Source organism: Amycolatopsis sp. NPDC049159, from assembly GCF_040648295.1.
GTDB classification, from domain to species: Bacteria; Actinomycetota; Actinomycetes; order Mycobacteriales; family Pseudonocardiaceae; genus Amycolatopsis; species Amycolatopsis pretoriensis_A.
In genome coordinates this window covers 481,500-502,533 of the sequence record NZ_JBEZDL010000001.1, presented here as the reverse complement: position 1 = coordinate 502,533, position 21,034 = coordinate 481,500, and the positions used below count along the sequence as shown (strand labels likewise).

Genomic DNA, 21,034 nt, shown 5'->3' with positions numbered 1-21,034 from the left:
CCCCCGCTGGGAAGGGTCATGCAGGTCAGCGCTTGTCACGTGCGGACGGATCGGGGCGGCGGAAATTGTCACGCGCACGGCCGGTGGCCGCGATCTTCTTGCTCGCAGCGCCCGCGTCCCGTTACCTTTTCCGAAAGTAGGGGAAGGAGCGGCCATGAACCAGCCGGTCATCGCCGTGACCGACCTCGCGAAGCGGTACGGCGAAGTCACCGCGCTCGCCGGGATCAGCCTGACCGTCGCCCGCGGCGCGGTGCTGGCGGTCCTCGGCCACAACGGCGCCGGGAAGACCACGCTGATCGACATCCTCAGCACCCGCGTCCGGCCGAGTGCGGGCACGGCCCGCGTGTGCGGCTACGACGTCGTGCAACGCGGGCGCGCGGTCCGGCGGCGGATCGGGGTGACCGGCCAGTTCGCCGCGGTCGACGACGCCCTGTCCGGGCGCGGGAACCTCGTGCTGATCGCGCGGCTGCTGGGCGCCAAACCGCGGCAGGCGCAGGCACGGGCCGCCGAGCTCATCGCGTCCTTCGGCCTCGAAGACGCCGCCGACCGGCGGGCCGGCACGTATTCCGGCGGCATGCGGCGGCGGCTCGACCTGGCCGCGGGCCTCGTCGGCGCGCCCCAGGTGCTGTTCCTCGACGAACCGACGACCGGGCTGGACCCGGTGAGCCGGTCCGGGCTGTGGTCGATCGTGGAAGGGCTCGCGGCGCGCGGCACGACCGTCGTGCTCACCACCCAGTACCTCGAAGAGGCCGACCGGCTGGCCGACCACGTCGTCGTCCTCGGCCTCGGGCACATCACGGTGTCCGGGACGCCGGCGCAGCTCAAGGGGCGCCTGGGCAACCGGACGGCGACGCTGACGTTCGGCACCGAGCTGGCGCTGCAGCGGGCCGTGGACGCGTTGTCCCGTTTGGGAATGGCGGCCGGGCGCACCGGGCTCGTCCTGGCCGTGCCGCTGACCGGGCCCGGCGACATCCCCGTGCTGGTGCGCGCGCTCGACACGGCGGGCGCGCCGCTGCGGGACCTGACGGTGACCGAGCCGACGCTCGACGACGTCTACCTGTCCCTGCACCGGACGGCGGTCGGCTGGTGACGCAGGCACGGCACCGGGCGGCCGTCTCCGCGCTCGGCGATCCCACGGCGTGGCCGGAATCCGGCTTCTGGACGCAGGTCCGCGTGCTGGCCGGCCGTTCGCTGCGCACGGCGTTCGGCGACCGGCGGCTGGTCTTCTTCGGACTGTTGCAGCCGGTGGTCCTGCTGTTGCTGTTCAGCCAGGTGTTCAGCGGCGTCGGCGCCCTGCCGGGCGTGGCGGCGTACCAGGGTTACGTGAACTTCCTGGTGCCGGCGACGCTGGTGAACATCGCGATGACGACGGCGATGAGCTCGGGCGCGGGCCTGCTGGCGGAGATCTACGGCGGCTTCACCGGCCGGCTCCGCTGCCTGCCGATCTCGCTGGTCTCGGTACTGGTCGCCCGCACCCTGGCCGACTCCGCGCGGCTGGCCGTCCAGCTGGTGGTGACGGCGCTGGCGAGCGTGCTGTTCCTCGGCTTCCGCCCGGCGGGCGGCGTGCTGGGCCTCGGGCTGGCGCTGCTGCTGACGCTGGTGGTGGGCTGGTGCCTGAGCTGGGTGTTCGTCGCGATCACGACGTGGCTGCGCAAGGCGGAAACCCTGCAGGCGGCGTCGTTCGTGGTGATGTTCCCGCTGATGTTCTCCTCGAGCGCGTACATGCCGCTGGACACGATGCCGGCGTGGGTCCGCGCGGTCTCGGCGGTCAACCCGCTGACGTACGCGATCGACGCGACCCGCGCGCTGGCACTGGCCCGCCCGATCGGCTGGTCGGTGCTGACGGCCCTGGTGATCGCGGCGGTGGCCGCGGTGGCGGGCTCGACCCTGGCCGCCCGCACCTTCCGCAATCGCGGCTAACCCAGTGCCTCCAGGTGGGTTGCCGCTTCCTCCGCGCCACCCGCGGCCTCGAACGACTCCCCGATCTTCTCGGCCCCAGGCCGGTACTCCCCGGCCGCTTCGATCGCCCGCCGGATGTCGCCCGCTTTCGCACGGTCGAACCGCACACGCACCCCTGCCGACGCCGTGACCACCTGCTGGGCCAGCATCGACTGGTCGTCCCGGATCGGGGCCACCACCAGCGGGACCCCGGCGGAAAGCGCTTCGCACACCGTGTTGTGCCCGCCGTGGCAGACCACCACCGACGCGCGCGCGAACACCGCCACCTGCGGGATCCGCCGGGTCAGCGCGACACTTTCACTGATCAGGCGCCCGGAGGGATCCACCACCAGCCCCTGCACGTCCGGCATCCCGGCCAGCGCGTCCACGCTCTCGGCGAGGAACCGCGCCCCGGCCGCCGCGTTCGACGTCCCCAGCGTCACCACGACCAGCGGCCGATCGTCCACAGCGGACCACTCACCGGGCGCTGAAGGCAGCGCCGGGCCGACGTAGGACACCGGCACCGCCAGCCGGGATTCGCCGGCCAGTGCCCGGGTCGTGAACGCCAGCACCAGGTGCGGGGAGAACCTCAGGTCGCCGAGCAGCACGCCGTGCCGGGCGCGCAACCCCGCCTGCAGGTCGTCCACCCAGGACGCGATCTTCGGCAGCGAGCCCAGCGGGTCGGCCAGCTCGGTCGACGTCGACGCCGACGTCGCCCACGGCAGCCCGCACCGCGCGGCCACCAGCGCGCCCGCCATCGCCTGCTGGTCCACCACGACGACGTCCGGCTGGAACACGGCGACGGCCGCCAGCACGCCGGGCACCATCGCGTCCGCCAGCGGGACCAGGTAGGACTCCCACAGGTACTTCAGCGCCGCGAACCCGCGCAGCTCCGGTGGCCGAAGCGCCAGCGAGAACGGCGCGGAGTCCCCGGCCGGGAAGACCCGGCCGGGGACCACTGTGGACAGTGCGGGCACCGGGCCGCACCAAGCCACGGAGTGCCCGCGCGCCTCCAGCGCCGAAGCCACCCCGAGCAACGGCGCCACGTGCCCGGCCAGCGGCGGGACGACCAGCAGGAACTTCACGCCGCGTGCCGATCGATCCACTTGAGCACCAGCTCGCGCACCTCGCGGTGCTGCTCCACCAGCACCGAGTGCCCCTGCCCCTCGAAGACGTGCAGCTCGCCGTTCGGCAGCAACGACGTCAAGGCTTCGAGGTCGTCGGCCTGGTAGCCGTGACTGCCCAGGATGGACAGCACCGGGCAGCCGATCGCCGCCACCTGGTCCCAGGTCAGCAACGGCCCGAGCGGCACCTCCTCGGCCATCTTCGTCGACGTGATCCGCTCGGCCGCCAGCCGCGCCAGCCGCCGGTGGTGCGCGCTGAAGTTCGCCTCGATCCAGTCGAAGCTCTCCTCCACCTGCAGGAACCGCATGGTGTGCGCGAGGATCTCGCTCATCTTGCCCGCCCACACCTCGGTCGCCGGCTCGGACTCGATGCACACGATGCTGCGGACCCGCGAAGGGTTCGCCACGGCGTAGCTGTAGGCGAGCGTGCCGCCGAAGCTGTTGCCCACCAGGTGCACCGGCCGGTCGACGGCCAGCTGCACCAGCAGGTCGTCGAGGTCGGCGACGAAGTCCCCGAGCGTGTACCCGTGCACCGGGCGCTCGGTCTTGCCGTGCCCGCGCAGGTCGTAGCTGATCACGTCGATGCCCGCGGCCGCGACCGGCGGCGCCAGCGTCAGGTAGAAGCTGGCCAGGCTGTCGGTGCCCATGCCGTGCAGGAACACCACGGTCTCGGTGCCGCCGGCGGGGACGAGCTGCACGTTGGTGCGCAGCCCGTTGACGGTCATCGTGGGCACGTGCGCTCCCCCACGAACCGGGCGATGTCGCCGACGGTCAGGCCGATGACGTCGTCGAGGTCCTTCTCCGCCAGGTGTTCGGCGAGGTTGACGTCGGCGCCGAAGTGCTCGGCGAGGATGCTCGCGAAGGTCACCAGGTCGATGCTCTCCAGCTGCAGGTCCTCGTGGAACGTCGTGGCGGGCGTGATCTCGATGCCGAGCACCTCGGCGTCGCCGACGAGCTCGGCGAGCAGCTCGGCGACGACGTCGAACGTCGCGGACGCGTGGTCGGTGGTCATGGCGTGCTCCTGTGGTGTGCGATGGCGGTCTCCCCGGTCAGCTCGACCGTGACGGCGGAACGCGGCAGGTCCCGGTGCCTGCCGGACACCGTGCCGTCGTCGTGGACGCGGATTTCCGCCGGGTACACGGGTTCGGCGAGCCGGGCCCGGACGGCGTCCTTGGCGGCGATGCGCCGCAGCAGCCAGCCGCGCTGCTGCCGCGGGGGCACGGCGGCGAACTCGGCCCGTTCCTCCGCGCTGAGGTAGATCCCGGCGTAGATGTCCCGCGCGGCGACCGTCGGCCAGCGGTCGGTGACCGCGACCGAGCCGTCCTCCCGCCGTTCGGACAGCAGGTTCTCCGCGGGGAAGGCGTAGACGCGGTGGGCCGCGCGGTCGCACGGGAACCGGACGTCCCGCCAGCCTTCGATGCTCGCCAGCACCCGCCCGTCCCGCACCAGCTCGGCGTCCATCTCGAGGACCTCGGGCCGCGGCAGCCGGACGCGCACCAGGCACTCCAGCCGCGTCCCCGGCCCGGGTTCCGGCCCGTGCCAGGTGAGCCTGCCGATCGAGCGCGGGAACGCGAGGAGGTCGTCGGACCGGGTCGCCATCAGCCAGCAGCCGAGCAGCTGGCCGACGTTGTCGAGCAGCCCGCCGGGCGCGGACGGCACGACCAGTTCGCCGCGGATGTGCTGCTCGCCGAGGCCGGTCAGCCGGGCCAGGCCCTGGTACGCCGGGCCGTGGAACATCTCGCGCCGCTCGTAGATCTCGGCCGCGCTCAACGGCGGCGCGGTCTCCGGCCCGGGCACGGCGGCCCGCGACGGCGGTGGAGCGAACACGCCCACCTCGACGGTCAGCAGCGCGTACGGTCCGATCTCGACGGTGACGCGGTCGCCCTCGCGGCTCAGCGACAACGGCACCCGCTGGGCGGGGCAAGCGATCAGCCAGCGCGAGAACACCGCGTCCCGCACGGCCACCGCCTTCGTGCCCGGCCAGGTGCGTTCGACGGCCCGGCAGGCGAGGTCGACCAGCGTCGTCGCGGGCACCACCGGCCGGAAGTCGGCCTCGTCGGGCCAGCCGTCGCGCTGCCGGAAGAACCGGTGGTCGCGCAGGTACGGCATCGCGTCGAGCGAGACGTCCACAGTGGACTCGACCCGCCGGCGCGCGGCCGCCGCGACGACGTCCGCCGCGGTCCGGCGGGTTTCGGTGAGCAGCGCGGTGAACTCGGCCACGATCGCGTCCGGCACGCCCGCCGGCAGCTCCGGCGGCGCCGCGGTTTCGAGCAGTCCGCGGGCCGACTCGCCCAGCGACAGCAGGGGTTTCCCGGTGTTGAGCCGGATCCGCCGCGGTTCCAGCGCCGAGAAGTCGGGGTCGCCGCCCTCGGTCCACAACGCGGTCGCGACCCGCCGCAGCTGCGCGAGCCCGGGCCGGGTGCCGGACGCGGCCGCGACGACCAGGTGCCGCCGCTCGCCGAGGGTGTCGGTGACGAACGAGCCGAGCTGCCCGGCGCCGACCTGCACGAACGCCCGGAACCCGGCGTCGTGCAGCGCCTCGGTCAGCTGCCGGAAGCGGACCGGGCGCAGCAGGTGGTCGAGGTAGAGCCGGCGGACGTCGGCGGCAGCCGACGGGTACGGCCGCGCCGTAGTCGCCGACCACACCGGCACCGCCGGCGCCAGCAGGTCCAGGTCCGCGACCAGCCGCGCGAACGGCGCGAGGTGCGGTTCCAGCAGCGGCGTGTGGAAGCCGGACCGGAACGGCAGCGTCCGGGCCACGATGCCGAGCCCGCGGCAGGTCACCGCGAACTCCGCGACGGCGTCCGGCGGACCGCACACGATGGTCTGCCGCGCCGCGTTCTCGTGCGAGATCACGAGGTCGCCGGTGAGCAGCTCGGTCACCCGCGCGGCGGCGCAGCCCAGCACCAGGTAATCCGCTTCGGGCAGCTCGAACCCGCCGGGCCAGTACCGCTCCAACAGGTCCGGCTCGGCCCGGTACATCCCGGCGGCCTGCATGGCCGTCCACTCGCCCGCGCTGTGCCCGGCGAGCGCGTCCGGGCGGATCCCCAGCCGCCGCAGGGCGTGGTCGAGCAGCAGCCCGGTCGACGACACGCTGGTGGCCCGCGCGGGCACGGTCGCCGTCGACCACTGTGGACGGTCGAGGCCGAAGTGCCCGGCCACGTCGTCGAGGCGCGGCTCGGCGTCGGCCTCCAGGCCCGGGTAGAGGAACGCGGTCTTCCCGCCCGGCAGCACCGGGTCGAGGCTGCACCAGACGTCGCCACCGCCGTGCCACGACCGGCCTTCGGCCGTCACCTTCGCAAGCACGCGGCGGGCCGTGGCCAGCTTGCGCTCGTCCGCGCCGACGATCCCGAGCCGGCAGGGCCCGTCGCCCCCGCCGGGCTCGTCGAGCTGCTCCAGCAGCGCTTCCGGCGTCGCCGCGGCCAGCCGCAGCACGCGTTCCGGCTCGTCGACGCGGACCCGCCGCTTCGGCGCCGGGTCCCCGGCTTCGAGCACGACGTGCGCGTTCACCCCGCCGAAGCCGAAGGCGTTGACCGCGGCCACGCGCGGCAGGTCACCCCACGGCTCGGCCTCGGCCAGCACCCGGAACCGGGTCTTGTCCAGCAGCGGGTTCGGGTCGGCGCAGTGCAGCGTCGGCGGCAGGACCCCGTGGTGCAGCGCGAGCGCGAGCTTGACGAGCCCGGCGACCCCGGCGGTCGGCAGCGTGTGCCCGATCATCGACTTGACCGAGCCGATCACCGAACGCGACCCGCTCGCCTGGCCGAAGACGTCGGCGACGGTGGTCAGCTCGGCGGCATCGCCCGCGGGCGTGGCCGTGCCGTGCGCTTCGAGCAGGCCGATCCCCGCCGGGTCCAGCCCGTCCCACGCGCGCCGCAGGGCGAGGGTCTGCCCGGCGACGGACGGGCTGAGCAGGCTCGCGCCCCGCCCGTCGCTCGACGTGCCGCTGCCGCGGATCACGGCGTACACGCGATCGCCGTCGCGGCGGGCGTCGGCCAGCCGCTTGAGCACGACGATCGCGGTGCCCTCGCCGATGAGCATGCCGTCGGCGGCGCGGGAGAGCGGGCTGATCCGCTGGCTCGGCGACAGCGCGCCGAGCTGGGTGAACAGCGCCCACAGCGTGTCGTCCTGCGTCTGGTGCGCCCCGCCGGCCAGCACGGCGTCGCAGCGGCCGCGGGTCAGCTCGCCGATCGCCTGGTCGACCGCGACCAGCGAGGACGCGCACGCGGCGTCCACCGTGTACGCCGGGCCGCCGAGGTCGAGCCGGTTCGCGACGCGGGCCGCGGCGAGGTTCGGCACCAGCCCGGCCGCGGTCTCCGGCCGGAACTCGCCGAGGGGTTCCAGCAACGCGGTCCGCAGCCGGTCGAGGACGTCTCGGCCGGCCGAGGGCAGCAGCTCGCCGACCGTGCGGGTGATCTGCCGGACGGTGCGGACGCGCTGGTCGAAGCCCTGCAGCCCGGGCGAGAGGTACCCGCCGCGGCCGAGCACGACGCCGATCCGCTCGGGGTCGCCGAGCCGGCCGAGACCGCCGGCGTCCCCGACCGCCGCCACCGCGACGGCCAGCGCCGTCAGCTGGTCCGGCTCGGTGCCGTCGAGCGACGTCGGCGGCACGCCGTGCGCGACCGGGTCGAAGTCCAGGGTCTCCGCGGTGAAGCCGCCGCGGCGGCCGTGGGTCCGGTCGGGCGCGCCGCCGCCGTGGCCGTGGAACGCAGGGTCGCGGCGGTGCGGCGGGATCTCGGTGACGGCGTCGGTGCCCGCCACCAGGTTCCGCCAGTACTGGTCCACAGTGGACGCGCCGGGCAGGAACACGCCCAGCCCGACGATCGCCACCGGCTCCTGGCTCACCACAACGACGCCGTGTACAGCACCGCGCGGTCCGTGCCGTAGGCGAGTTCGCGCAGCAGCGCCGCGACGCCCTCGTCCGCGTCGAGCAGGCCGACGTCCCGGCGTTCGTACTCGCGCGCCAGCTCCGGCGAGACCATGCCGCCGTGGTCGGCCGCGGGCGCCCACGGTCCCCAGTGGACGGTCACCGCGCGGCCCGGGCAGGTCCTCGCCAGCGACTCCAGCGCGTCGTTCGCGGCGGCGTAGTCGGTCTGGCCGCGGTTGCCGAGCACCGCGGCGATGCTGCCGAAGAAGGTGACGAACCCGGGCTCGGCGCCGGTCTCCGCGAGCGCGGCGAGCAGGGTGCGCGCCCCGTCCACTTTGGTCTCGAAGACGGTCCGGAACGACCGATCGTCCTTGTCCGCCATGAGCTTGTCGTCGATGACGCCCGCGGCGAACACGACGCCGTCGATCCGCCCGCCGAGCTCCTTGACCAGCTGGTGCACGGCTTCGGGGTCCCGAACGTCGAGCGACCGGTAGGCGGGGTCGCCGCCGGCCGCGCGCACCTCGTCGAGCGTGCGCCCGATCTCGCGCTGGGCCAGCACGGTCCGCACCCGGCGTTCGATGTCGGCCACCGAACCCCCGCGCCCGGCCAGCACCGCCCGCATCGCGGCGGGTTCGGCGGGCAGGTCGTCCGGCTCGCCCGGCCACGGCGTGCGCCCGGCGAGTTCGATCCGGCCGCCGGCGGCGGCGAACGCGACGGCCGCGCGGGCGGTGATCCCGCGGGCACCGCCGATCAGGAGGACCACCGAGTCCGGGCCGAGGCCCAGCGCGGCGAGTTCGCCGCCGCCCGGCCCGGCGCCGGAGTAGGCGATCGAGCCGAGGCCGGCGGGCCGGGGCTCGATCGTGAACCGGCCGCGATCGTCGTGGCCGACCACCGAAGGCCCGTCGCTGAGGGCCTCGTCGACCAGCACCTTGGCGACGTCCTGCGTGACCTCGACGAGCCGGGTGCCGCCGTCGCGTTCGAGTGCGGCCGACCGGACCAGGCCGCGCAGCCCCGGCACCGCGTCCGGCTCGGCCGCCACGAGCACGGTCCCCCGCAGCGCCTTGAGCCGGGCGAACACGTCCGTCAGGTCGCGGGCGAGGAGCACGGTGATGTCCGCGTCGCCGTCGACGACCGCCGCACCGGCCGCGGCGAAGGCGGCCGCCACCGAAGCGTCGCCGCCGACCACCGCCACGGATTTCCCGTGCAACCGCGCGGGATCCGGGTCGAGCGGGACCGGCACCCGGTCCAGCCGGTACCGGGTGGGGGCGGTGGCCGCCGGGGTCGGGCTGAGCCAGCTCTCCAGGTGCGCGGTCAGCGCGTCGGCCGTCCGGTCGCGGCTGAGCTGGTCGGTCCGGTCGTCGGCCGGGAGCCCCAGCCGGGACAGCAGCGTGCCCGCGATTTCGGTGCGCTTGATCGAGTCGATCGACAGGTCGGCTTCGAGGTCGAGGTCGCCGGCGATCATCTCGGCCGGGTAGCCGGTGCGCTCGCTGATCACGCCGATCACCGTGCCCAGGACGTCGGCCGGCGGTTCGGCCACCGGTTCGGGTTCCGGTTCGGGTTCCGCGTGCACCACCGGTACCGGAGCCGGAGCGATCGCGGGCGCGGGCGCCGGGACGGGTGTGCTGCCGAGGTAGCCGAGCATCACTTCCCGCTGCGCGGCAACGAGTTCGCGGGTGGTGCGCAGGAAGTCGACGACCGCCTGGTCGCGGCCGGGAGCGGGCTGGGTCATGGCGGTACTCCGGATTCGTCGGGCCGGGGGCAAAGCGGGGACTTCGGCGCCGGGTGCGCGGGCGGAGCGCCCGTCCACGGCCCAGGCGGTGGGCGAAGGCGCCGGGGGCCGCGCGCGCCGGAGGCGATCGGTGCGGACGTCGACCCCGGCGGCGGCGAGCGCCGCCAACGCGGCCAGGAAGCCGTCGAGGCCGGGGCCGCAGGCGACGACGGTGTGCGGGCGGTCGCCGAGGATCTCCGCGACCAGCCGGGACAGCACCCGGCCGGGCCCGGCCTCGACGAACGTCCGCGCGCCCGCCGCGTACATCGACTCGATCTGGTCGAGGAACCGGACCGGGGCGCCGATCTGGGCGGCGAGTTCGGCCTTGACGTCATCGCCGCAGGGCGCCGCGGTGCGGTTCGCCCACACCGGCAGCTTCGGGTCCACAACGGACTCCCGGGCTAGTTCCGCGGCGAAGACGTCGCCCGCCGCGGCGACCAGCGGGCTGTGGAACGCGCAGGCGACCGGGATCCGCTTGGCGGCGAACCCGGTCTCGCGCAGCCGCCGGACCGCGCGTTCGACCGCGGCCACCGAGCCGGAGAGGACGACCTGCTCGGGCGCGTTGTGGTTGGCCACCACGACGTCCGGGCCGATCAGGGTGGCGGTCAGCGCGTCCCGCGGTGCCTTGACCGCGGCCATCGCGCCGGGCTCGGCGACCTCGGCGATGGCCCGCGCGCGAGCCCGGCTGAGCCGCAGCAGCGTCTCGCTGTCGAACGCGCCCGCGACCGACAACGCGACCAGCTCGCCGTAGCTGTGCCCGGCCAGGAAGTCCGGGCGGACGCCGACCTGCGCCAGCAGCCGGGCGACCGCGGTTTCGACGAGCCCGAGCGCGGGCTGCGCCACCTGCGTGTCGGTAAGGGCTTTCTCCTGCTCCTGGACGGCGCCGGTGTCGAACACCCGCGGCGGGAACGCTTTCCCGGCGACGTCGGGGGCGAGCTTCAGCGGCTCGGCCAGCTCCGGGAAGTGCACGAACAGCTCGGCGAGCATGCCGGGGCGCTGGCTGCCCTGCCCGGGGAAGAGGAACGCGATCTTCCCCGGGTCGGCGTCGGCGCGCCGGATCCCGGCAAGGGCTTTCTCGGCGCCGTCGGGCCAGTCGCGCGGGCCGTGACGGCGGTCCGGGGCGACCGGGCCGGCCCCGAGCACGGCGTGGAAGTTGGTGCCGCCGAAACCGAACGCGCTGACCCCGGCCAGCCGGGCCGGCTCGGCCCACGGCCGGGCCGCGGTGGTGAACGTGAACGGGCTGGCCGCCGGGTCCCAGGCGGCGTTCGGCCGGCTCAGGTGCAGCGTCGGCGGGACGACCTCGTGCCAGAGCGACAGCGCCGCCTTGATCAGGCCGGCCAGCCCGGCCGCGCACTTCGTGTGCCCGATCTGGCTCTTGACCGACCCGAGCACGCAGCTGCCGGGCGCGGCACCGGCGTCGGCGAAGAACCCCGTTAGCGTGCGCAGTTCGGTCGCGTCGCCGACGACCGTGCCCGTGCCGTGCGCCTCGACGAGCCCGACGTCCACCGGGGACACCCCGGCGTCGCGGTAGGCGCGGTCGAGGGCGCGGTACTGGCCTTCCGGACGGGGCGCCGTCAGGCCGAGCGCCTTGCCGTCGCTGGCCGCGCCGACGCCCTTGACCACGGCGTAGATCCGGTCGCCGTCGCGTTCGGCGTCGTCGAGGCGCTTGAGCACCAGGCACGCGACGCCCTCGCCGAGCGCGATCCCGTCGGCGGCGGCGTCGAACGGGCGGCAGCGGCCGGTCGGCGAGAGCGCACCGGCCGAGGTGAACATGAGGTAGTCGTGGATGCCGTTGTGCAGGTCGACCGCGCCGCAGAGGACCAGTTCGCTCGTGCCGGCGCGCAGTTCTTTGGTGGCCAGGTCCAATGCGGCCAAGGAAGAACCGCAGGCGGCGTCGACGGTGTAGTTCGCGCCGCCGAGGTCGAGCCGGTTGGCGATCCGGCCGGAGATGACGTTGGCGAGCGTGCCGGGGAAGGTGTCCTCGGTGGGTTCGGGCAGCTGCGCCAGGAGTTCGGGCGGCACCTCGTCGAGGTAGCCGTCGAGCAGGGACCGCAGGGTGCCCGCGTTGGCGAGGTCGCCACCCGCTTCCGCGCCGAACACGACGCTCGTGCGCTCGCGGTCGAAGTCGCGCCCGGCGTACCCGGCGTCTTCCAGTGCCCGGCGGGCGGTCTCCAGCGACACCAGCTGGGCCGGGTCGATGCTGCCCATCGCGGACGGCGGGATGCCGAAGTCGAGCGGGTCGACAGCCACCGGTGGCAGGAAGCCACCCCACTTCGACGTCGACTGTCCGAAGTAGACTTCCGGGTCCCAGCGCTCCGGCGGCACCTCGGTGACGGCGTCCTCACCGCGCAGGATGATCGACCAGAACGCTTCGAGGTCCGGGGCGCCCGGGAACGTGCAGGCCATCCCGATGACGGCGATGTCCCCGGTGGCCTCCGCCGGGACGGGCTCTTCCGGGCGGGTGAACATTTTCCCGGCCGCTACCTCGCGGTGCAGCTGCGCGATCGTCGTCCGGCGGTCGCGCAGCACGGCGACCTCCCCGGCCATGAACATCCCTTCGGCGAGCTGCGTTTCCTCGTCGACCACCGCCCCGCCGTGGCGGACGCCCTTGCTCGCGACGCGCAGCCGTCCGGTGTTCAGCTCCTCCAGCCGCTGCCAGGCTTCCTGCGCGGGCATGTCTCGCAGGTTCGCTTTGACCTGCTCGAATTCCGCGGTGTACGGGCTCGGCAGGCAGCGCGTGCGGTGCCCCGGCGCGGTCTCCAGGGTGACGGTGGTGCCGGCTTCGATCGCCCGCCGCTGGAACAGGTCCGTGATCGCGCCGTGCGTCACGGCTTCTTCGGTGAAGAGGTACGCGGTGCCCATCAGCACGCCGACGGCGTCGAGCGGCGCGGCCATCGCCCGGACCACGGCGGCGGACCGGGCGTCGTGGATGCCGCCGGCGAACAGCACTTCGACGTCCTTGGCCGCGCCGAGCACGGCCAGTTGTTCCTCCCACAGCTCGAAACTCGAGCGCGGACCGACGTGCCCGCCGCATTCGGCGCCCTCGAAGACGAACCGGCGGACCCCGGCGTCGAGGTACTGGCCGAGCAGGATCGGCGACGGCACGTGCACGAAGGTCGCGATCCCCTCGGCCTCCAAAGCCCTGGCCTGCCCGGGTTTCCCGCCCGCGATCAGCACGCACCGCGGCCGGGCGGCCCGGATCGCGGCGAGCTGCGCGGCCCGCAGTTCGTCCGGGACGAAACCGAGGATCCCCGCGCCCCACGGCCGGTCGCCGAGCAGCTCGGCGGTGCGGCTCAGGAGTTCGGTGGTGCGCGAGCCGTTCGCGGTGGCCACGGCGACGAACGGGAACCCGCCGGCGTCGGCGACCGCGGCCGCGAACCCGGGCTGGTCGCTCACCCGGGTCATCGGGCCCTGGACCACCGGGAGCGCGGTGCCCAGCGTCCGCAGCAGCCGGTCCGGCGGCGGCACCGCGGGCACGGCGGCACCGGTGATCCGGCGCACGTCCGATTCCACAGCGTTCAATTCCACTGTGGACTTCGTGACCACGCCGGCCGCACCGCCCGCCAGCGCGCCGACGGCGGTCCGCGGCCCGGCCACCGTCCCCCACACCGGCACGTCGAAGGTGCTCAGGAGCTGCTGCAGCAGAACGAAGTCGCTCAGCTCGCCACCGCGCGCGACCAGTCCGAGCGCACCGCCGCGCACCGCCTCGGCAGCCGTGGTCACGTCACCGACTTCGGCGAGCGCACCCGCCCACGGCGCCTTCGTCCGGACGCCGAAGGCCGCGCCGGCGGGCAGCGGGCCGTCCGTGCGCACAGCGTAGGGCACGCGGACCCGGGCCGCGACCAGAGCCACGGCCGCCGGATCGGCGCCGTCGAGCACACCGAGGCCGCCACCGCGGGCGACCGCGGCGACGGCGTCCGGGTCGCCGATGCCCAGGCAACGCAGCCGTCGAACGTGCGACGGCGGGACGAGCTCGGCCATCGTCGGACCTCCTGAGCGCGGGGTGTGGCGATCTTCAGAAATAACGCACCGGACCGGTGAAAAGCAATACTCGTGCTAGGGTACGAAAGCGAGAACGCCCCACGATCATGGCCCTGAACAGCACTTTTATCACCTGGATCGCAATCTCGGAATGCAATTCTCGCACGCAAGTGACAATTCGACGCCGAAATACCTGGAGCCCGCGTGGAACTGACTGGACGGGTCGTCGTGCTGACCGGCGCGGCCCACGGGATCGGGGCCGCGATGGCCCGTCGCTTCGCCGCCGAGGGCGCGGCGGGCGTGGTGGTGTCGGACGTCGACGAGGCCGGCGCCGCCCGGGTGGCGGACGAGATCACCACCGCGGGCGGCCGGGCCGTCGCGGTGGCCGCCGACGCGACGTCCAAAAAGGACTTGAAAGCGCTGGTCACGACCGCGCGGGACGAGTTCGGCCTGGTGGACCTGTTCTGCGCCAACGCCGGGGCGGCGTTCGGCACCGGCGTGCACGCCGCCGACGAGCAGTGGCAGAAGTCCTGGGAGCTCAACGTGCTGCAGCACGTGCACGCCGCGCAGGCGGTGCTGCCCGCGATGCTCGCGCGCGGCGAGGGCTACCTGCTGATCACGGCGTCGGCCGCCGGCCTGCTCGGCACCCCGGGCGACGCGCCGTACTCGGTCACCAAGCACGCGGCCGTCGGCCTCGCCGAGTGGCTGGCGATCACCTACCGGCCGCGCGGGATCCGGGTCAGCGCGCTGTGCCCGCTCGGCGTCCGCACGGCGCTGCTCGAACCCGGCATCGCCGCCGGTCACCCGGCCGCGCTGGCCATCGCGGCGCTGGCGCCGCTGCTCGAGCCCGAGGACGTCGCCGAGGCGGTCGTGCACGGGCTCGGCAAGGAGGAGTTCCTGATCCTGCCGCACGAGTCCGTGCGGGAATCGTTCGCGCGCAAGGCGAGCGCGGTCGACGCGTGGATCGACGAGATGGCCGTGGGAGGCTGAAGTGGAGTACCGCAGGCTCGGCGCGAGCGGGCTCGCCGTCAGCGAGATCGCGTACGGCAACTGGCTGACGCACGGCGAACCCGGCTGCGTCACCGCGGCGCTGGACGCCGGCGTCACGACGTTCCACACCGCGGCGGCGTGGGACGGCGGCGCGGCCGAAGCGGCTTACGGGGCCGTGTTTTCCGGACTGGACCGCGACGAACTGGTGCTGTGCACCGGGGTCTTCTGGCCGGAGGGCCCGGGCCCCAACGCCGCCGGGCTGAGCCGCAAGCACGTGATCGCGTCGTGCGAGGGCTCGCTGCGGCGGCTGCGCACCGACCACGTCGACGTCTACCAGCTGCTGCGCTTCGACTACCGCACCCCGGTCGCGGAGACGTTCCTCGCGCTGTCGGATCTGGTGCGGCAGGGGAAGATCCGCTACGCCGGCACCTCGGAGTGGACGGCCGAGCAGCTGCTGCAGGCCCACGAAGCGGCGCAGCGCTACGACGTCCCGCTGATCGCCAACCAGCCGCACTACTCGATGCTGTGGCGGGTCGCGGAGGCGCAGGTGATGCCGGTGAGCGACCGGATCGGCGTCGGGCAGTTCGCTTCGGTACCGCTCGCCCAGGGCGTGCTCACCGGCAAGTACCACGACGGCCGCATCCCGCCGGGTTCTCGCGCGGCGGGACCGGCGTACGCGCGGCCGTTGCTGATGCCGGAGCTGCTGGAACGGGTGGAGCTGCTACGCGGGGTCGCCGACGACGCCGGCCTGACGATGGCGCAGCTCGCGCTGGCGTGGACGCTGCAGCACGAGGGCGTCGCTTCGACGATCGCCGGCGCGAGCACGCCCGAGCAGGTCACGGAGAACGCGAAGGCTGCCAGCATCCGTCTCGACCTGGACGTCCTGACCCGGATCGACCACCTCCTCGGCAGTTTCATCCAGACCGACCCGCGGCTGGTGTGGTCCCCACCGGCTCAGCCCGCGCCGAGGACCGGAGCACCTGAGCCCAGCGACACCGAACCCAACCAACATCCCGCCCCCCGAACATCATGAACGAGTCGTTCACCGCATCCGACGACATGAACGACTCGTTCATGACACCGCGAACAGCTCACACCAGCCCCAAAACCAGCCCCCACCCGCTCAGCCCGCGCCGAGGCAGACGAACGGCCTGCGGAACGGGTCCACGGCGATCGCGTCGGCCAGTGCCAGCGCGGGGCGTTCCCGCTCCGCCAGCGCCCGGTAGTAGTCGTCCATCGCGGCCGCCGAAGCCAGGTCGCCGACGCGGGACAGCGGGGCGATCACCGTCCGCGAACCGCTGGCCAGCAACGCGCTGGCGAAGCCCAGCGCCTCGTCGCCGGGCCGGATCCGGTTGAGCGCCAGCTCGCACGCGGCGAAGACGACCTGCCGCGGCGGTTGCCGCAACCCCGCCATCTCGTGGCCGAAGAGGGCGCCGTCGGCGAGTTCCAGCCGGGAGAAGAGCGCGTTCTCCGGCTCGTGGGCCCCGTGCGCGGCGAAGTGCGCGAGCTTCGCGCCGTCCATCGCGCGCAGGACGGACTTCACGGTGGCCTTGGCGCCGGTCATGGTCGTCGCGGTGCGGTAGTGCGTGGTCAGCTTCTCCAGCTCACCGCGCGCCCCCGCCAGCCCGGGCCCGCGGACGAGCACGATCCGCCGCGCCCGGGACAGCTTGGTGAGCTCGGCGGCGAGCCACGCGGTCGCCGACGGCGCCACGACGGTCGGCCGTCCCCGCAGCCCCGGCAGCACGCCCCACGGCACGGCGTAGAGCGGCCCGGTCGGCACGATGACCAGTTCGCGGTCGCCGAACAGCTCGGCGAGCGGCTGGATGAGCTGCGCGTCGATCTTGTCGGCCTGCTTGCGCGCGGACGCCATGACGACCTCGGCCAGCCGCTCGGGCAGGTTGTCCGGCGCGAGCGCGTCGAGGTCGACGTTGAGCACCCGGGCGGACTCCGCGGCGGCCCCGGCCGACCCGAGCCGCACGAGCCGGCACTCGCCGCCGGCCACGACGACGGCGACGAGCTCGTCCCCGGACGCGGCGAAGCTGATCATGGCCCGCTCCCCGAGCCGCGCGACGACCTCGCGCAGCCCGGCCACCGGCCGCGGGCGCCCCCACCGCCCGGTGTGCCACCCGAGCCGCTGGGCCTCCCGCAGCCGTTCGTTGTACTTCGCCCGCAGCCCGGCGATCGGGTGCCCGTCGTGCTGGGCCTCCTGGATCGCCTGCCCGAGCCCCCGCACCTCGGCCACGCTCGCGGCGAGCTCGGGATCGGTCCCGGCGGAAAGCGGTTCGTACCGGTAGGTCTGCGCGCGAGTGCGTTCGAGCCAGACGAACAGGCGCCGGGCATCGTTGCGTTCGAGCACGAGCTTCACGGCGAGGTCGGCGAGCTCTTGACCGTGCAGCGCGGTCCCGGAGACGAGGTCGAGCCCGCCCATCCGGTCGCGAACGGCGTCGAGTTCGGTGAGCCCGGACCGGATTTCGGTGAGCGCCTTCGCCCGGCTCCCCTGCGCGACGGCGAGCTCGGCCCGGCAAAGGCGCCGCAGCATCCGGTAGTCGATGGGGGTGAGCTGCCCGGGCCGCGGGACGGTGCGGAGCGTCTCGGCGGCTCGTTTGAGGTTGCCCCGCCGGATGTCCAGCCGCACGGCGAGCATCCGCGCGGTGGCGGCCTGCTCGGTCAGCAGCGGCGCGGGCATCTTCGCCGCGATCCGGAGGGCGCGGGTCGGCAACGCCGCGGGGATCTCCCCGGAACGCAGGATGTCGCGCACGTCGGCCTGCAGCCCGACCACGGTCGCGTTGGCGACGCAGGTGCGGCAGCCGACCTTGAGCATCCCGCGCCGGGCGGACGCGGCCATGCTCCGCGCCAGCTCGAGCTCGTCGTTCATCAGGGCGGCGGACGCGCGGTGCAGCTCGGCGTTGGCGCGCTTGCGGGTGACGTTGTGCTGCTCGTCCATCATCGCGAGGGCGTCGTCGAGGTGGCCGCCCGCTTCGTCCGCCAGCCCGGCCGCCATCAGGGCCTGCGCCTGTTCGAGCCGGAGCTGCAGCGGCACTTCCAGGCCCAGCGCCTGGTACGTGCGCTCGCCGATCTGGTACAGCCGCAGCGCTTCGGGCAGATCGCCGGTGCGGTGGGCGAGCACGCCGAGGCTGCGCCGGACGTCGGCTGCTTCGACCCGCAGCTCGTGCTCCTCGGCGAGCTCGAGCGCCCGCGTGAGGTCGACGTGCGCCTGGCGGACGTTGCCGAGCTTCGCGTGCGACCACCCCCGCGCGGAGAGGGTCTGCACGAAAGCGCCCATCCGGGCCGCGGGGTTGCGGCCGTGCGCCAGCCGGTACTCGTGGTGCCCGACCGCCTCTTCGAAGTACCCGATGCTGTCTTCGTTCCGGCCCACGGTCATGAGCTTCATGGCGTAGTTGTGGTTCAGCGACGCGCTGAGCTCGGCCTTGAGCACCGGATCGGTGACCGCGTCGATCAGCAGGCGCACGTCGTCGAGGCCGGCCAGCCCGGCGGGGACGTCCCCGGTGATCTCGGTGGACATGGCGGCCAGCGTGCTGGCGAGGCGGATGCGCGTCACCAGCCAGTCGGACCGGTGGGCGGAAGCCACGGGGTGGATCGAGTCGAGCAGGGTCATCCCCTGCCGGAGCTGCCGGACCCCGTCGTGGTAGCGCCCCAGGCAAGAGGCGGCGGAGGCCGCCTTCTGCAACGTGCGCACCCGCTCGAGCACATCGGCAGGGTTGGGGTTTGTCACAGGCACACTCCTATGACAGCACAGCCGAGGGCAGAAGGAAGCCCGCCTACCGGCGAAAGATCGGCAAGCGGGCGACCACCCTCGGGTGTTTCAGTTGACGCGCTGGTAGCAGGGGTCGCCGCAGTTGGGCGAAACCACCGGCGTTTCGGGCTTGTGCCCGACGTGGACCCAGCCGTGCTCGTCGGGCTCCGGGTGCGGGACCACCGGGCCGGCCTTCTCGATCGGTTCCGGCGTCTCTTCCGGTTTGGTGTCCGTGGGCGTCGACATGGTCGATCTCCTCTCCCCTGGGGATCTGCATGGGGACGCTGACCGTGACGGTGAGTCCCCCGTCGCGAGGCCCTCTCCCCGCGAACGGCCCAATAGTTGCACAACGGAGCAATGATCGGGAGGGTTTTAGCTACGGAAAGTCAGCCCAACCGGCTGTGAACAGGGTCGACGTCCCGGCGGGAACGTCCTAAAGGGTGAAGTCTGTAACGACGTCCACACCGGACGTGCATTCCGGGCGGATCCGCGGGTACCACCCGACCATGAAGCTGACCTCCACCGTGCTCGGCGCGCCGGAGCCGCGCGCGCTCGCCGCGTTCTACTCGACACTGCTCGGCTGGCCGATCCGGACCGATGAGCCGGAGTGGGTGACGCTGCGGCCGGACGACGGGAGCGCCGGGCTGTCGTTCCAGCTCGAAACCGGACACGTGCCGCCCGTCTGGCCGCCCGCCGACGGCACCCAGCAGATGCAGCTGCACCTCGACATCGAAGTCGACGACCTCGAGGGAGCGACCGCCACCGCGCGAGCCGCCGGGGCCGTCGTCGCGGACTTCCAGCCGCAGGACGACGTGCGCGTCTGCTTCGATCCCGCCGGGCACCCGTTCTGCCTCTGGACGAGGTGACGCCCCGCGTTCGACCGGTCACAGGATCCGCTATGTTCGGCTCAGGTCCTGGTCGTGGCGAACGGAGTTGAGTCCTGTGGGGGTGCACCGGATCTGGCACCACGGCTTGGTCCCCACCGAAGGAAAACGCCCCCTGGACGCCTTGCGCAGCAGGCTGATCACCCGCCAGCGGCAGCACGACGACTACACCGTCACCGATCTCGGCTCGTCCGACGACGGCGGATCGCGCCGGTGCGACCTCGAATTCGCTTACGGCGACGGCGAAGGACGCTACTCCGTTCAGGTATTCCTGTCCCTCTGCTACCGCGCCGGCGAGGACCGGGTGACGTGGTTGCTGGCCGCGGCGTGCACGCGGCCGTGGCGCAGCTGCCACGTCGCGCCCGCGCACCGGATCGGGCTGGAGGAGCTGGGCGCGAGCGGCCACGACGAAATCCCGATCGAAACCCCGGTGCTGGCCATGCGCGGCTGGTCCCGCGAGGAGTGCGACCACCTCGCCGACCTGCTGGGCGAGGCGCTGGTGGCGCCGTGGCGGACGTCGGCGGTGCTGGTGCTCGCCGAGCCGCCGACGGTACCGGTCGCGGGCTGGGCCGGGCTGGTCAACGTCTTCGACGTCGACGACCGCTTCCGCCGCACGCTCAACCGGAACGTCCCCCTCGGCTGCGCGGTCCCGGCGGGCGCGCGGCTGTACGCGCCGCCGTGCGACCAGCTCCCCGACTTCGTCGAGACGGCCAGCCCGGTGAACGGCGAAGCCCTCGAAGGCGCGATCACGCAGCTCATCCAGGCGCGCGGCCGGACACCGCTGCCGGAGGAGTGGGCCGACGTGGCGAGCGTGCGGGCCTGGTACGCGGCCGATCCGTTCGTCTCGCCGGAGCGCGAGCCGGACGCCGGCCTGACCGAGAAGCTCGACCGGGCCGAGCGCGAGCTGGCCGAGGCCCGCCGGGTGATCACGATCCTGCGGAAGAAGGCCAAGGCCCACGCCGAAGAGCGCGATCGCCACGCCTGCGAGGTGAAGGCGCTGCGCAGCCGGCTCGAGGACGTCTCCGCGACCGAAGTCGGGTGCCTGCGCGAGCAGCTCGCGCAGCTGCAGGCGACGGTGGACGACTACGCGCGCGAATTCGAGGAGACCGAAGCCGAACGCGACGAACTCAGGCGCGTCAACGGGTTGCTGGCGGGCCGCCTCGCCCGCCACCACGACGCGGACGACGAAGTGGCCGCCGCCGGCCGCCCGCCGGAGGAGTTCTCCAGCTTCGCCGAGCTGGTCAAGGCGGCGGCGTCGCTCGCGCACCTCGTGCTCACGGCGGAACCGGCGCCGGCCGCGATCCTCGACCACCACCCGAAAGCCGCGGCCTGGCGCCGCAAGGCGTGGGACGCGCTGCGGACCCTCGACGCGTACGCGAGCGCGCGCACGTCGTTGCTCGACGCGGGCCAGGACCCCGGCCCCGAGCTGTCGGACGTCCTCGCGTTCGCCCGCACCGGCCAGCCGGGTTCCCTGATCAGCGCCAACATCATCGCCTTGGCCGAGTCCGACACGGTGACCACGAACGAACGGCTCCGCCAGGCCAGGACGTTCCGCGTCGACCCCCGCACCAACCCGGCGGGCCGCGACTACTTCGGTGCCCACATCGCCTTGGAGCGCTTCAAAGCACCGGCACCGCGCCTGCACTTCCTGGACGACACGGACCGCACGGGCCGGGTGTACGTCGGCTACCTGGGCGCCCACCTGCCGACGTCGAAGACCAATTGAGCGAG

The 21,034-nt window shown here is 73.7% G+C and carries 13 protein-coding genes; 6 read left to right on the top strand and 7 right to left on the bottom strand.

The window, feature by feature from the left end:
* Nucleotides 1-154: 154 nt before the first annotated feature.
* On the top strand, nt 155-1,090 hold the full coding sequence (locus AB0B33_RS02405; RefSeq protein ID WP_360765800.1) for an ATP-binding cassette domain-containing protein: 936 nt from the start codon (nt 155-157) through the stop codon (nt 1,088-1,090).
* On the top strand, nt 1,087-1,920 hold the full coding sequence (locus tag AB0B33_RS02400; protein ID WP_247019408.1) for an ABC transporter permease: 834 nt from the start codon (nt 1,087-1,089) through the stop codon (nt 1,918-1,920). Before AB0B33_RS02405 ends, AB0B33_RS02400 begins: the two co-directional genes overlap by 4 nt.
* Here AB0B33_RS02400 and AB0B33_RS02395 read toward each other — a convergent pair.
* The 5 genes from AB0B33_RS02395 to AB0B33_RS02375 are packed head-to-tail and all read right to left on the bottom strand — an operon-like array spanning nt 1,917 to nt 13,675.
* Entirely contained in the window at nt 1,917-3,044 is a 1,128-nt protein-coding gene (locus AB0B33_RS02395; protein WP_360765797.1) for a nucleotide disphospho-sugar-binding domain-containing protein, read from the bottom strand. The two genes, AB0B33_RS02400 and AB0B33_RS02395, sit on opposite strands and share 4 nt — an antisense overlap.
* A complete protein-coding gene (locus AB0B33_RS02390; protein ID WP_247019405.1) occupies nt 3,020-3,796 on the bottom strand; it encodes an alpha/beta hydrolase in 777 nt (258 codons plus the stop codon). Before AB0B33_RS02390 ends, AB0B33_RS02395 begins: the two co-directional genes overlap by 25 nt.
* Complete coding sequence (locus AB0B33_RS02385; protein ID WP_360765793.1) at nt 3,784-4,074, bottom strand: phosphopantetheine-binding protein; 291 nt, start codon at nt 4,072-4,074, stop codon at nt 3,784-3,786. The genes AB0B33_RS02390 and AB0B33_RS02385 overlap by 13 nt, the downstream gene beginning before the upstream one ends.
* Nucleotides 4,071-7,904: a beta-ketoacyl synthase N-terminal-like domain-containing protein gene (locus tag AB0B33_RS02380; protein WP_360765790.1), complete on the bottom strand. Its 3,834-nt coding sequence runs from the start codon at nt 7,902-7,904 to the stop codon at nt 4,071-4,073. The genes AB0B33_RS02385 and AB0B33_RS02380 overlap by 4 nt, the downstream gene beginning before the upstream one ends.
* Nucleotides 7,901-13,675 (bottom strand): SDR family NAD(P)-dependent oxidoreductase, encoded by a 5,775-nt coding sequence (locus tag AB0B33_RS02375; protein WP_360765788.1) that lies wholly within the window; start codon nt 13,673-13,675, stop codon nt 7,901-7,903. The genes AB0B33_RS02380 and AB0B33_RS02375 overlap by 4 nt, the downstream gene beginning before the upstream one ends.
* A 204-nt stretch (nt 13,676-13,879) precedes the next feature.
* Between AB0B33_RS02375 and AB0B33_RS02370 the strand changes: the two genes are divergently transcribed.
* Nucleotides 13,880-14,665, top strand: a complete 786-nt coding sequence (locus AB0B33_RS02370) for an SDR family oxidoreductase (protein WP_360765785.1) — start codon at nt 13,880-13,882, stop codon at nt 14,663-14,665.
* A 1-nt stretch (nt 14,666) separates the two neighbouring features.
* A complete protein-coding gene (locus AB0B33_RS02365) occupies nt 14,667-15,698 on the top strand; it encodes an aldo/keto reductase (RefSeq protein ID WP_360765783.1) in 1,032 nt (343 codons plus the stop codon).
* Between the two features lie 90 nt (nt 15,699-15,788).
* On the opposite strand, the gene AB0B33_RS02360 is transcribed toward AB0B33_RS02365, so the two are convergent.
* Together AB0B33_RS02360 and AB0B33_RS02355 are read right to left on the bottom strand one after the other, a co-directional pair.
* On the bottom strand, nt 15,789-18,398 hold the full coding sequence (locus tag AB0B33_RS02360) for a CHAT domain-containing protein (RefSeq protein ID WP_360765781.1): 2,610 nt from the start codon (nt 18,396-18,398) through the stop codon (nt 15,789-15,791).
* Between the two features lie 90 nt (nt 18,399-18,488).
* Nucleotides 18,489-18,665: a hypothetical protein gene (locus tag AB0B33_RS02355; RefSeq protein WP_360765778.1), complete on the bottom strand. Its 177-nt coding sequence runs from the start codon at nt 18,663-18,665 to the stop codon at nt 18,489-18,491.
* Between the two features lie 260 nt (nt 18,666-18,925).
* On the opposite strand from AB0B33_RS02355, the gene AB0B33_RS02350 reads away from it, so the two are divergent.
* Together AB0B33_RS02350 and AB0B33_RS02345 are read left to right on the top strand one after the other, a co-directional pair.
* Complete coding sequence (locus AB0B33_RS02350) at nt 18,926-19,285, top strand: VOC family protein (RefSeq protein WP_247019396.1); 360 nt, start codon at nt 18,926-18,928, stop codon at nt 19,283-19,285.
* Nucleotides 19,286-19,361: 76 nt separating this feature from the next.
* Nucleotides 19,362-21,029 (top strand): hypothetical protein, encoded by a 1,668-nt coding sequence (locus AB0B33_RS02345; RefSeq protein WP_360765775.1) that lies wholly within the window; start codon nt 19,362-19,364, stop codon nt 21,027-21,029.
* Nucleotides 21,030-21,034 lie beyond the last annotated feature (5 nt).